This is a genomic window from Nonomuraea turkmeniaca (assembly GCF_005889735.1).
GTDB lineage: Bacteria > Actinomycetota > Actinomycetes > Streptosporangiales > Streptosporangiaceae > Nonomuraea > Nonomuraea turkmeniaca.
The window spans coordinates 66801-79404 of record NZ_VCKY01000017.1 but is presented as its reverse complement, the minus strand read 5'-3'; the positions used below and the strand labels follow the sequence as shown (position 1 = coordinate 79404).

Sequence of the window (12604 nt, the reverse complement as noted above, 5' to 3'; positions counted from 1 at the left end):
CCGCTCGCTGCAGGACCTCCCAGGCCGTTTCGCGGTGACGGCACACGATCTGTCCACCGGGCGGTCCTACTCCTTCAACCGCGGGCTCAGGACGGCCACGGCCAGCATCGTCAAGGTGGACATCGTGATGGCGCTGCTGCTCAGAGCCCAGCGCCAGCGCCGCGGCCTGAGCGCCTGGGAGCGGCGCGCGGCCGCGCGGGCCATCAAGGCCAGCGACAACGCCGCCGCCTCGGCGCTGTGGTCGGCGATCGGCGGCGCGTCCGGGCTGGCCGCCGCCAACAAGAAGTTCGGGCTGCGGGAGACGCGCCCGGGGCCGGGCGGGGCGTGGGGCGCGACCACCACCAGCGCCGCCGACCAGGTCCGCCTGCTGACCGCGCTCACCTCGTCCAAGAGCCCGCTTTCCGCGAAGCACCGCCGGTACGTGCTGGGCCTCATGGCCGACGTGGCTTCCGAGCAGTCGTGGGGGGTCAGCGCGTCGGGGGGTAAAGGGGCCGATGTGGCGCTCAAGAACGGCTGGCTGCCGCGCGAGCGGCACGGCGGGCGGTGGACGGTCAACAGCATGGGGCGGGTGAAGAGTCGCGGGCACACGTACCTGATCGCGGTGCTCTCCGAGCGGCACGGCTCGATGGGGTCGGGCGTCAAGACGGTGGAGCGGGTGAGCAAGCTCGTCACCAAGGCCATGTCCCGGTCGTAGCCGTCATCATGGAAAGGGCGGCCCCCTTTGAAGAGGGCCGCCCTTCGTGCCCGGCCGCGCCGCCGCCTCAGAGGACCGTCACGATCCGCCGAGCAGCCGCTGCGCCTGCTGGATGACGACGATCACGGTCAGCGTGCCGAAGAAGGCCACGGACCAGATCAGCGCCCCCAGCCGGAACGAGCGCACCTTGATGGCGTCGGGCAGCGCCTTCCGGTTCAGGATGATCAGCAGGATCGAGTACACGAACATCATCACGGCCGCGAAGGACGCCGAGAACACCAGCAGGATCAGCGGCTGGTCGAAGCCCAGCAGCAGGATCCCGATCCCGACCAGCACCATCGCCCAGACGGTGTAGAAGTAGATCTTGTTGAGGGACGCCGGCTTGTCACGCAGGTAGACCGTCTTGATCGTGTCGGAGGCCAGCCGCGAGGTGTAGTCGACGATGCCCATGGCCGAGGCGAACAGGGCCAGCGCCCCGATCAACCAGAACAGCATTCCGAACCAGGGACCGACGACGCTCTGCAGCGTCTCGCCCTCGACCTTCAGGAAGGCGATGCTGTTGGCCAGCCCTTCCTTGCCGAAGACGGTGGAGTACGCCAGCATCGACATGAGCGCGATCGTCACGAACGACACCATCGCGAACGTCCACGCCTGCTCGACGTTCGCGAACCGCCACCACTGCCGCCACCTCGCGAGGTTCTCCTTGGTCGGCGCGAACTGGTACCCGGTCGACGCGGCCGCCTCCTCATGACCGGTCACGGGGCTGACCAGGCGCGGCACGTACGCGCCCATGCCGAAGCCCTTGTCGCGGATCCAGTTGCTCTGGCACAGGTTCTGGCCGCCGCCCGCGCCGGCATACGCGATGGCGCCCATCAGCACCGCGAACTCCAGCGGCGGCACCGGGAACCTGGCGTCGACGGTGAACCCCCTGCCGAGCGCGACCCAGCTCTCGGCGTTGATCGCGAACACGATCGCGACCACGATCAGCGTCGCCACGAGGGCGATCTTCACGAAGATCACTCGTTCCAGCGCCGTGTAGATCACCGGCGCCAGCGTAAGCCCGAGCGCGATCACGATGAGCATGCCGATCGCGATCCACCGCACGGCACTCGCGTCCGACCCCGTCAGGTACGTCACCATGGTCGCCGAGCTGGTCACCCAGCCCGGCCAGAGGTTCGACCCCAGCGTCATCAGCACGAAGACCAGTCCCCAGTGACGCCACATCCGGCTGAAACCGGTCAGCGCTGTCTCGCCGGTGGCCAGCGTGTAGCGCTCGATCTCCATGTTGAGGAACCACTGGGTGATGATTCCGATCGCGGCTCCCCAGACGAAGACGAGACCGACTTGGGAGGCGATGTACGGCCAGAGAATGAATTCGCCCGACGCTAGGCCTACCCCGGCTCCTACCAGGCCGGGGCCGATGATGCGCCACTTCGACGCGGGCGGGTCGGGCAGGTCGCGTACCGTCACGGGTGGCAGCACACGGGCAGGAACGGTGGGGGTGAACTCCGCCATGCGGGTCCTCCTTGTTCGGCTTACCTATCCGTAACATTACAGAGACCCGAAACACTGGTGGAATAGCTAGTCGACCTCCACCACGTATTCTCCGCGGTCGGTGAATCCGATCACTCGTCCTCCCCCGCCCAGCAGGCCGCCGAGCACGGTCCGCACCGCCGTCCGCCACTCCTTCGCGGCCGCTGGATCCGTCCGCCGCAACGCCTCGATGTCACGCGGTGTCCCCACCAGCACCCTGTCCCCCTGCACCCCTCTGATGACGGGCCGCTCGCCCTCCGAGGCCAGCAGGGCAGGCAGCGCCTCGACGTGCGAGACCTCCTGGCCCCGGTCTTCCGGCGCCACCTGCCACACCGCGAGCAGCCGGTCGGACACGTCCCCCTCGTTGATCGCATCCGCCATCGCCCCGTAGAAGTCCTCCAGGTACTCCTCCGGCATGGCGCCCAGCTTGACCAGGTTGAACCGGGCGTTCCTCCGTACGAGCGGATCGAACGTCCACGTGATCCGCTCCAGACCGCGCTCCTGGCACCAGTCCCGCTGGTGCAGCTTCAGCGCGTACCCGACGCCCCGGCCCATGACGGCACCGGTCACGTGCGAGTGCAACGCCCCGCCCTCGGCCCGGAACCCGACGGACGCGCCGACGAGCGTGCTTGCCTCGAAGGCGCCGGCGACGTAGTTGCCGGTGTGCGCGAAACCGATCATCAGCTCCACGGAGATCGGCGCGTTGTGCGGATCCGGGTGCCATATCTGGTCGAAGAGCCGGTAGACCTCGCGGAACTCGTCGATCTCCCGCAACTCCCTGACCACCACGCCGGCCTTGGCCGCCGCTTCCTCACTCTGCCTGGTCATGCCCCCATTGTGGCCGTGTCGCCGCGATGAGATGGCCATCCACCCTCAGTCGTGATCCAATTACCCTCTGTAGTCGAGACAACGCATCCCCGTCGACCAGGGAGGTTTCCATGAACTTCGGGCCAGCCGCCGCCCGCCGGACGGCCGCGCTCGGGATCTGCGCCGCCGCGATCCTGAGCGCGCCGTTCTGCTCGCTTCCCGCCGGCGCCGCCGTCGCGGGCGCGAAGTTGCGGATCACCGTCACTCCCGATGCCGGCGGCGGCGCGTACACGATGCGGCTCACGTGCGACCCGGACCGAGGGAGCCACCCGCGCCCGGCACCGGCGTGTGACGTGTTGCGCTCGGTCGACGGGCACATCGAGGACCTGGACGTCAATCCCGGTCCCTGCACGCTGATCTATCTGCCGGTCGAGGTGGAGGTGTCCGGGATCTGGCGCGGCGAGCCGATCGAGTACCAGAGGGAGTTCCCCAACAGCTGCGTGATGGAACGGACCCTCGGCCCGCTCGTCTAGGTCTCGCGGCCTGATCGACGGCCGGCTCGCGGCCTGATCGGCGGCGCCGCCGCCGTCGATCAGGCCAGCCGCTCGCCGAAGAACCGGTGCACGTTCGCACCGATGATCTTCATGACGTCCTTCTCCGGCAGACCGCGCGCGAGCAGGCCCTCGGTGACCATGGGCAGGCCGGACGGCCCTTCCAGGCCGGGCACCGCGGACTTCGGGTTCACGCCTCTGGCGAACACGTCCTCACAGCACGGGGGCGTCAGGTCCACCATGACCTCGCGGATGAAGTCCGGGCCGAGGCCCACGTGATCGATGCCGGCCACCGCGGCGACGTGCTCGATGTGGTCGAGCAGACGGTCGAGCGTCATGTCCTCCTCCCGGTCGGCCAGGAAGGGGGCGAAGAAGTTGACGCACACCACGCCTCCGGTGGCGGCCACCCCGCGCAACTGCTCGTCGGTGAGGTTGCGGTGGTGGTCGCGCAGCGCGCGGGCGGCGGAGTGGGTGGCCATCACGGGCTTGGTGGCCAGCTCCAGGACGTGCGCGACACCGGAGGCGCCCAGGTGGGAGACGTCGAAGACGATGCCGAGCCGCTCCATCTCCGCCAGGGCGGCGACGCCGTGCGTGGTCAGCCCGCTGCCTGTGGCGTCCTCGCCGCTGCCGTCGGCGAGCGGCGTGCGGCCGAAGTGCGCGATGGAGGCCACCCGTACGCCGAGGCGGTGCATGGTCGAGATCAGCTCGACGTTCGCGTCCAGGCCCGGCATGCTCTCCAGCGCCAGCAGCAGCGCGATCTTGCCGTCGGCGAGCGTCCTGTCGATGTCGGCGGCGTCGAGGCAGATGCGGACGTGGTCGGGGCTGCCCTCGGCGAGCACGTACGCGCACTCGATCATCCGCAGCGTCTGCCGCAGCGCGCCCTCCGGCCGGTATTGGTCGTCGATGAAGACCGGCAGGACCTGCAGATCGACGCCGCCCTCGAGGAGCTGGGGCAGCCATCGTTCGCGGAAGAACGTGGACCACTGCTGGGGCGGGCGGGCGGAGACGGCCATCAGCAGATCGTTGTGCGTGTCGGCCACGACGGCACGCTGGTGGAGGGCAAGCGTCATGCTTGGACGTTATCGCGGACGCTCGCGCAACTCCTAGTTCGCGGGGGCCGGTTGGTAAGCCGGGAGCGGTGGCTTGGCCGTCAGCCGGCGGTAGAGCGTCGTCGGCCCGGGCCAGTTGTTGGTGACGCGGCCCTCCGGCGTCTTGTACCAGCTCTGGCAGCCCCCGCCCCACACCATCCGGCTCAGCGCCGCGTCCAGCTGCCCGCTCCACGCCGCCATCGCCGCGGGCCGCACCTCCATCGGGCCGCGCGCCGCGAGATGCGGCAGGCACGACATGATGTGCTTCACCTGGCATTCGATCATGAAGACGATGGAGTTGTGGCCGAGGTTCGTGTTCGGGCCGTACAGCAGGAACATGTTGGGGAAGTTGGGCACGGAGATGCCCAGGTACGCTTCCGCCCCGCCGGCCCACTGCTCCCGCAGCGACCTTCCGCCGCGCCCGATGATCTCCATCGGGGCCAGGAACTCGGTGCTCTTGAAGCCGGTCGCGTACACGATCGTGTCGACTTCGCGTACCCCCTCCGTCGTCTCGACGCCCTCCGGCGCGATCCGGACGATCTTGTCGGTGACGACCTCGACGTTGTCCCTGGTCAACGCCGGATAGAAGCTGCTGTCGATGACGACCCGCTTGCAGCCGGGCGGGTAGTCGGGCGTCAGCTTGGACCGCAGGTCCGGGTCGGGCACCTGGTCCTGCAGGTGCTTCAGCGCTCGCTTCCGCAGCAGCCCGGCGCTCCAGCCCTGGGCCAGCGCCGGGTAGAGGGTGGCCTCGGCGTACCGGTAGATCCACTCACGGTAGGCCCGGTGGAGGCCGGGGACGAAGTGGAACGCCAGCCTCGTCAGCGGTCCGAAGGTCGCGTCCGGCTTGGGGATCACCCAGTTGGGGGTGCGCTGGAAGACATGCAGCCGCTCGACCTGCTCGGCGATGCGCGGGATGAACTGGGCGGCCGACGATCCGTTGCCGATCACGGCGACGCGCCTGCCGGTGAGGTCGTGGTCGTGGTTCCAGCGGGCGGAGTGGAAGGACACGCCGGCAAAGTCCGACAATCCCGGGATGTCCGGCAGGCGGGATCGGTTGAGCTGCCCAACGCCCATGACGACCACGTCGAACGTTTCCGTACGCTCCTCGTCGCCGGTGATGAGCTGCCAGGTAATGCCGTCGAAGACGGCTCGGCGGACTTCCGTACCTAACCTGATTTTCCGCCTGACGTCGTATTTATCGGCGCAATGCTCTAAATATCCAAGGATTTCCGGCTGTTCCGGGTAGCGGCGGGTCCAGCTCGTGTACTTCTCGAACGAGTAGGAGTACAAGTGCGAGGGGATGTCGCACCCCGCCCCCGGATACCTGTTGTCGCGCCACGTGCCGCCGAGGTCCCCCGCCTTCTCGAAGACGGTGTACGAGCGGATCCCGGCCCGTTCGAGCTGGATCGCCATGCACAGTCCGCCGAATCCCGCTCCGATGATCGCGACGTTCGGTGCCATGCCGCCCTCCGCGTGTCAGGATCCACTTACAGTACGCCGAAGGCCGTACCGGCGACACCCCTTCCCGAGCCCCACGAACCTCTCCCGCGTGCCGATAGTCTTCGCAGGTGGCTGCTGTGACGTTGACGGACGTGATCGAGGTGCTCGAGGCGGCCTACCCGCCGGCCCGGGCCGAGTCGTGGGACGCGGTGGGGCTGGTCTGCGGGGACCCGGCTCAGGAGGTGCGCCGGGTGCTGTTCGCGGTCGATCCGGTCGCGGCCGTGGCCGGCGAGGCCCTGGAGTGGGGTGCTGACCTGATCGTCACCCACCATCCCCTCTACCTGCGCGGCACCACGAGCGTGGCCGCGACCACCCCCAAGGGCCGCCTCGTCCACACGCTCATCAAGAACGACGTCGCCCTCTACACCGCGCACACCAACGCCGACGTCGCCAACCCCGGCGTGTCGGACGCGCTGGCCAGGGCCGTCGGGCTGACCGGCGACCTGGTGCCGCTCCAGCCCTTCCCCGACGATCCGTGGCGCGGTCTGGGGCGGATCGGTGAGGTGCCGGAGCCGACGACACTGGGCGAGTTCGCGGCCCAGGCCGCTCAGGGGCTGCCGCGGACCTCGTGGGGGATCCGCGTGGCAGGCGAGCTGTCCAGGCCGGTGCGGAGTGTGGCGGTCAGCGGCGGGGCGGGCGACTCGCTCCTCGGCACGGCCGCCGCCGCGGGCGTCGACGTCTTCCTCACGGCGGACCTGCGCCATCACCCGTCGAGCGAGTTCATCGAGGCGGGCGGGCCCGCGCTGATCGACGCCGCGCACTGGGCGACCGAGTGGCCGTGGCTCGACAGCGCGGCGTCCATCCTGCACGCCAGTGGCGTTACCGTTGAAACGCGTGTCTCCGCCACGGTCACCGATGCTTGGACAAGAGGATATTGATCATGAAAGCAGCCCCTGAGGCACAGAAGAGACTGCTCGACCTGGCAGAGCTGGACTCCGTGATTGATCGGCTGGCACACCGCCGCCGCACCCTTCCCGAGCTGGCCGAGATCGACGAGCGGTCGAAGCAGTACGCCAGGCTCGCCACCCAGGTCATCGAGGCCGAGACGGAGGCCAGCGACCTGGCCCGCGAGCAGACCAAGGCCGAGAGCGACGTGGACGCCGTGCGCACGCGCTCCGATCGCGACCAGAAGCGCCTGGACTCCGGCGCCGTGACCTCGCCGCGCGACCTGGCGAGTCTCCAGTCCGAGATCGTCTCCCTGCAGAAGCGCCAGGGCGATCTGGAGGAGATCGTCCTGGAGATCATGGAACGCCGCGAGGCCGCGGACACCAAGGCGACTGACCTGGGGACGCAGCGCGACGAGGTGGCCGCCACCGTGTCCGCCGCGGAGGGCCGGCGCGACGCCGCGCTCACCGAGATCGACAAGGAGGCATCCGAGGCCCAGGGCCGCCGCTCCGCCCTCGCCGGCGACATCCCCGCCGACCTGCTGGCGCTCTACGAGAAGCTCAGGGCCCAGTACGGCGTGGGCGCCGCCATGCTGCGCGGCGGCCGCTGCCAGGGTTGCAAGGTCGCCCTGTCCATCGCCGAGATGAACCGCATCAAGGCCGCCCCTCACGACGAGGTGCTCCGCTGCGACGAGTGCCGCCGCATTCTCGTGCGCACGGCAGAGTCCGGGCTGTGACGCATTACGTCATCGAGGCCGACGGCGGCTCGCGCGGCAATCCCGGGCCGGCCGGCTACGGCGCGGTCGTCAGGGACGCCGCGGACGACCAGGTGCTGGCGGAGACGGCCGAGGCGATCGGCGTCGCCACCAACAACGTCGCCGAATACCGCGGGCTGATCGCCGGCCTCGAGGCCGTGCTCCGGCTGGGCGGCGAGGGTGTGCCGGTGGCGGTGCGCATGGACTCGAAGCTGGTCATCGAGCAGATGGCGGGCCGCTGGAAGGTCAAGCATGAGGGGTTGCGCCCGCTCGCGCTGGAGGCGGCGGGGCTGGCCCGGCGGCTGCGGGTGACGGAGTGGACCTGGATCCCGCGCGAACGTAACAAGCACGCCGACCGCCTGGCCAACGAGGCCATGGACGCCGCCGCCAAGGGCCTGACCTGGAAGGCCGGCGGCACCACGGACGCGGCCGGCGGCACCACGGACGCGGCCGGCGGCACCACCGACCTGACGGGCGGCGGGACCGGCGCCGGCCGTGAGGGCGGCCCACGCTCACCGGAGCGGGCACGTGCCTCGGCCGCCCGGCAGACAGACCTCCTCGACGCCGGCGCTATTTCCGAAATATCCGCCCCCACCGCATCCGTCGCCGCGGCCCAGCAACGCGTCAAAGGAACCCGTACCGGCACCGGCTGGGCCCCGCTCACCCGCGTGGCCACCTCCCTGCTCCTCCTCAGGCACGGCGAGACGGAGCTCTCCCTGGAACGCCGGTTCTCCGGCCTGGGCGACGCCGAGCTCACAGCCAACGGCCTGGCCCAGGCGTCGGCCGCCGCCGATCGGCTGTCGCGGGAGCCGTACCGGCCCGAGGTGATCGTCACCTCCCCGCTCAGGCGCGCCCGCCAGACCGCGGCCGCCGTCGCCGAGCGGACCGGCCTGGACGTCGAGGTGGCCGACGACCTCAGGGAGGCCGACTTCGGCGCCTGGGAGGGCCACACGTTCACCGAGGTCCAGCGGAAATGGCCGGCCGAGCTCGCCGCCTGGCTCGCCGACCCCGCCGCCGCCCCACCCGGCGGCGAGAGCTTCGCCACGACCGCACACCGCATCGAGGCGGCAAGGGAACGGCTGGTGGAGCGGTACGAGGGCAAGACCGTGCTGGCGGTCTCACACGTGACCCCCATCAAGATGCTTCTAAGACTCGCCCTCATGGCCCCGCTCGAGTCCCTTTACCGCATGCACCTCGACCTGGCGTGCCTGTCGCTGATCGAGTACTACGCGGACGGCCCGGCCGTGGTGAAGTCGTTCAACGACACCTCGCACCTGCGCTGACCGAGGTGTCGGGGCCGTGCCGGGTTCCGCCAGGAGCACCCGGCACGGCCGCCGGCGCATCGCCCCCCTCAGGCGATGACGTGCCCATTCCAGCGGCTCGGACTTGCGGCTGGGTTGGGGATGGCTGGGGAGTTGATAAGGTTCTTCAGACGAGTCGGCCGGGCGACCGCGTCGAGCCCGCGAGGGCTCGCCGAGGAAGGTCCGGGCTCCACAGGGCAGGGTGGTCGGTAACGCCGACCCGGGGTGACCCGCGGGACAGTGCCACAGAAAGCAGACCGCCTCCCGGTTCACGGGAGGTAAGGGTGAAACGGTGGTGTAAGAGACCACCAGCGCCCACGGTGACGTGGGCGGCTAGGTAAACCCCACCCGGAGCAAGGTCAAGAAGGAACGTTCTCCGGAGCGTTCCGCGCGCGACGTTCGAGGGCGGCCCGCCCGAGCCGCGCGGGTAGACCGCTCGAGGCCGCCGGCAACGGCGGCCCTAGATGGATGGTCGCCCCTTCTCACGAAGGACAGAACCCGGCCTACAGGCCGACTCGTCACTATTTACTTCTCTGACCTGGGGCGCAACGAGGAGCAAGCTAGATCAAGGCACTCTCAGGGCACTGCCGGCGAGGAGCGGAACGCCTTGTCGAGCGCTTCTCTGGCCCGTGCGGAGGCCTCCGGAACGAGGTGGCCGTACAGGTCCACGGTGGTCGTGATCGACTCGTGTCCGAGCCACCTGGAGACTTCAGAGATCGGGACGCCCTCAGCGAGCGCCGTACTGGCGAACCCGTGCCGCAGGTCGTGAAGGGTCGTGTCCGGGAGTAGACCAGCGGCTGACCGCGGCGGATCGCACGCTGGTCGCACACGATTGGCACTGCTGCGCCGGATCGGCTCCCGGGCGATGGTGAAGGGCGGCCGGCTGTCGCCCGGTGCCAAGGTGGGTAAAGCAGGTCGCCCGGCTCCGACCTCGACTGCTTCGTCCCGAAGCCACATCACCGAAGCGTCGACCTGACTCAGCAGGAGGTGGTCGTCTCGGCTAGGCAGGCATCGGTGCCCGGCCCGCCGTTAGCGGTGTCGGTGCCCGACCCGCCCAGGATCCGGTCGTTGCCGTCTTCGCCGTTGAGGGCGTCGTTGCCGGCGTCGCCGCTGATGTCGTCGGCGCCGTTGCCGCCGAAGACGGTGTCGTTGCCGGCACCGGCGGCAATCCGGTCGTTGCCCGCGAAGGAGAGGATGACGTCGTCGCCGCCCAGCGCGGCGACGACGTCGGCGAACGGTGACCCGCAGATGACATCGGCGCCCGAGGTGCCGACGATGGTCTGCCCCGAGGTGGCGGTGCGCCGGTCGATGGTGCAGCCCGGTCCCCCCTGGAGCGTCCCGTCGACACTGTTGGTGTTGAAGAAGCCGCTGCCGGTCTCTGCGGGGTTGTTGGTGAGGACTAGGCCCGTTTCCACGTTGAGCGTGCGGGTTGCCCCCTCCGCCGACGCCACGTTGTCGTGAAGCAAGATCCGGTCGGAGAAGAGGTACGTGTCGTCGTGTGGCCCCAAGATCTGCGAGCGAACCGACTGAGCCGGGACGGGAGCACCGCGGAAGTCGTAGCTTGCGCTCTGCGTCGCGCTCATCCCTGCTTGGTCCATGAGCGCGTAGCCCTGGTAGGAGAGCTTGGCGGTGGAAAGCGAGGTCCCCGGCGGCGTATGCACGCTCAGCGAGAGCGTGCATTCCTTATTCGAGGCATCATCACCAGGTTCGATGAGCGTCTCGTATGAGCTGAATGTAACGGTGAACGCCTTCCCGTCGGGGCTGATCGCCGCCTCCCATGTCCCGGCCGGGCACCCGCTTCCGTTCGCAGTGATGCTCGAGATGTATGCCTCGGCCGGGTTGGGGGCAGAGGATGCCGCGACCGCGGGCGTCATGACTGCTGCGGTGAGGACGGCGGCGGCGGCGAGTGTACCTGCGGCCAGCTTGCGCATGATGAATGGCATAGGGCGTTCCTTTCCGTGGTGAGCGTTCCCAGCGAGAACGTCAGGTAATTTCCTGAGGCTCGTTGACCTGTGTCAGATCGAGCTCATGAATGGTGTCGCGGTAGCGCGGATGCCGGAGCTGTTCTCTTTTCGTATCCGCCCGCACCGCTGCGATAGTGCGATAAGGGAGATACCCCAGCGTCAAGCATGAAAGACGCACGCACGTTTATAAGCGGGGCAAATAATCAGCAAGGAGCGAAAGAGGGTGTGTCCTTGATGTCCGAATATCCGCCATTAAAATGGAGATTATCCTGACGTGTAGCCCCAGAAAATTCCGATTTGCGCAGATATGCCATGATTCCGAGAATCTGGCCCTTGGCGCGGCGGTGGGCCGGGGGGCAGCAACTGCTGCAGCAACCGCGCCATGTTCGGGCGACCTTGAGCGGCCGTTAATGACCCTGCGAGCAGCGCAAACGACCTGTGCGTTGGCAATCAGCCAAAGCATCTCCGCCGGCCAGCTACACCATGCCGTGATTGGCGCAGGTCAGCACGCCTTCACCATGAGAACCCGGCCTACAGGCCGACTCGCCACTCTCCAACATGCCCTTTCGGGGGCCGACCTCCATCACATGTGCTTCGCGCACTGTTACTCATGGTCGGTCTTGTTGGAAATGTAAACCCAGCCGGTACGATGCCGCCTCTTCACGTGATGCCACGTCGTCGCGTCGCAGGATCCTGCAATACGATGAACTGCTTGTTCGCGAATGAAATACGTTTCACCCAGGTCGAGCCAGCTTTCTTTGCGCGCTCGCTTGTCCCAGCTTGCAGTTGGAATTTGGATGCACTCGTACCGGTGAGATTTGTCCTGGCTGGTGATTTTGAGGACCTCCATCCCCCGCTCATGGGTGCGTATCCCGAGGCAAGGACGGACTTTGTCATCCGAACGATCGGCGAAGGGGACGGCCGCCCAGCAGATCTGGCCTGGGCGGGGTCGTGACTTCCACGACGCGTTCGGAGGCTCCAGGTGAACCGAGGGACGCGTGGCCGCCCGGCGCTGCGCGATGTAGTTGGCAAGCGGCAAATGCCGTTGATGGGAGCTCCATCCGGGCTCGAAGGATGTCGCCCCGCCAGTGTCGTTGCACTTGCGGGACCACAAGGCACGGGCGGCGTATCGTGGAAAGATGATCAATGGAGCGCATCTGATCGTTTACAGCCGGGACGCGGACGCCGATCGGGCGTTCATCCGTGACGTGCTCGGCTATCCCCACGTCGACACGGGCGGCGGGTGGCTGATCTTCAAGTTGCCGCCCGCCGAGGTCGCCGTGCATCCCACGGACGCGGCCGAGACGCACGAGCTCTACCTCATGTGCGACGACCTGGAGCGCACGATGGAGGAGTTGCGGGCCAGCGGGGTGGAGTTCGCCGATCCGGTCAGCGACCAGGGATGGGGGCTGCTGACTGCGATCATGCTCCCTGGTGGCGGGCGGCTCGGGTTGTACGAGCCGCGGCACGCGACGGCGTACGACCTCAGTTGAGGGTGGGGGGGTTGACCTCGACTTTGGTTGAGGT

At 68.4% G+C, this 12604-nt stretch carries 12 protein-coding genes and 1 other RNA gene; 7 read left to right on the top strand and 6 right to left on the bottom strand.

Annotated elements, in window-relative coordinates; translation table 11 throughout:
* Window positions 1–694: serine hydrolase (locus tag ETD86_RS07600; RefSeq protein ID WP_211369887.1), on the top strand; the 694-nt coding region annotated here is incomplete at its 5' end.
* A 78-nt stretch (window positions 695–772) separates the two neighbouring features.
* Here ETD86_RS07600 and ETD86_RS07595 read toward each other — a convergent pair.
* Window positions 773–2209, bottom strand: coding sequence for an Nramp family divalent metal transporter (locus ETD86_RS07595; RefSeq protein ID WP_138665382.1), 1437 nt, complete (start codon window positions 2207–2209; stop codon window positions 773–775).
* A gap of 66 nt (window positions 2210–2275) precedes the next feature.
* On the bottom strand, window positions 2276–3055 hold the full coding sequence (locus ETD86_RS07590) for a GNAT family N-acetyltransferase (protein WP_138665381.1): 780 nt from the start codon (window positions 3053–3055) through the stop codon (window positions 2276–2278).
* Between the two features lie 110 nt (window positions 3056–3165).
* On the opposite strand from ETD86_RS07590, the gene ETD86_RS07585 reads away from it, so the two are divergent.
* Complete coding sequence (locus ETD86_RS07585) at window positions 3166–3567, top strand: SSI family serine proteinase inhibitor (RefSeq protein WP_170222933.1); 402 nt, start codon at window positions 3166–3168, stop codon at window positions 3565–3567.
* Between the two features lie 59 nt (window positions 3568–3626).
* On the opposite strand, the gene ETD86_RS07580 is transcribed toward ETD86_RS07585, so the two are convergent.
* Both ETD86_RS07580 and ETD86_RS07575 read right to left on the bottom strand, forming a co-directional pair.
* A complete protein-coding gene (locus ETD86_RS07580; RefSeq protein WP_138665379.1) occupies window positions 3627–4655 on the bottom strand; it encodes a dipeptidase in 1029 nt (342 codons plus the stop codon).
* 33 nt (window positions 4656–4688) lie between these two features.
* Window positions 4689–6134, bottom strand: a complete 1446-nt coding sequence (locus ETD86_RS07575; RefSeq protein WP_138665378.1) for a flavin-containing monooxygenase — start codon at window positions 6132–6134, stop codon at window positions 4689–4691.
* 116 nt (window positions 6135–6250) lie between these two features.
* Between ETD86_RS07575 and ETD86_RS07570 the strand changes: the two genes are divergently transcribed.
* The 4 genes from ETD86_RS07570 (at window position 6251) to rnpB (ending at window position 9635) form a co-directional block, all read left to right on the top strand.
* Window positions 6251–7051 carry a Nif3-like dinuclear metal center hexameric protein gene (locus ETD86_RS07570; RefSeq protein WP_138665377.1) on the top strand — a complete coding sequence of 267 codons (801 nt, stop codon included), beginning with the start codon at window positions 6251–6253 and terminating at the stop codon, window positions 7049–7051.
* A 2-nt stretch (window positions 7052–7053) separates the two neighbouring features.
* Window positions 7054–7794, top strand: coding sequence for a zinc ribbon domain-containing protein (locus tag ETD86_RS07565; protein WP_138665376.1), 741 nt, complete (start codon window positions 7054–7056; stop codon window positions 7792–7794).
* Window positions 7791–9095 carry a bifunctional RNase H/acid phosphatase gene (locus tag ETD86_RS07560; protein WP_138665375.1) on the top strand — a complete coding sequence of 435 codons (1305 nt, stop codon included), beginning with the start codon at window positions 7791–7793 and terminating at the stop codon, window positions 9093–9095. The genes ETD86_RS07565 and ETD86_RS07560 overlap by 4 nt, the downstream gene beginning before the upstream one ends.
* A 150-nt stretch (window positions 9096–9245) precedes the next feature.
* Window positions 9246–9635, top strand: an RNA gene (rnpB, locus tag ETD86_RS07555) — RNase P RNA component class A.
* 54 nt (window positions 9636–9689) lie between these two features.
* On the opposite strand, the gene ETD86_RS07550 is transcribed toward rnpB, so the two are convergent.
* Both ETD86_RS07550 and ETD86_RS56780 read right to left on the bottom strand, forming a co-directional pair.
* The gene (locus ETD86_RS07550) at window positions 9690–10070 is read right to left on the bottom strand and encodes a site-specific integrase (RefSeq protein WP_138665374.1); all 381 of its coding nucleotides are present in this window, start codon (window positions 10068–10070) and stop codon (window positions 9690–9692) included.
* Window positions 10071–10090: 20 nt separating this feature from the next.
* Entirely contained in the window at window positions 10091–11056 is a 966-nt protein-coding gene (locus ETD86_RS56780) for a DUF4360 domain-containing protein (RefSeq protein WP_138665373.1), read from the bottom strand.
* A gap of 1160 nt (window positions 11057–12216) precedes the next feature.
* Here ETD86_RS56780 and ETD86_RS07540 point away from each other — a divergent pair.
* Window positions 12217–12570, top strand: coding sequence for a VOC family protein (locus ETD86_RS07540; protein ID WP_138665372.1), 354 nt, complete (start codon window positions 12217–12219; stop codon window positions 12568–12570).
* Window positions 12571–12604: the final 34 nt, after the last annotated feature.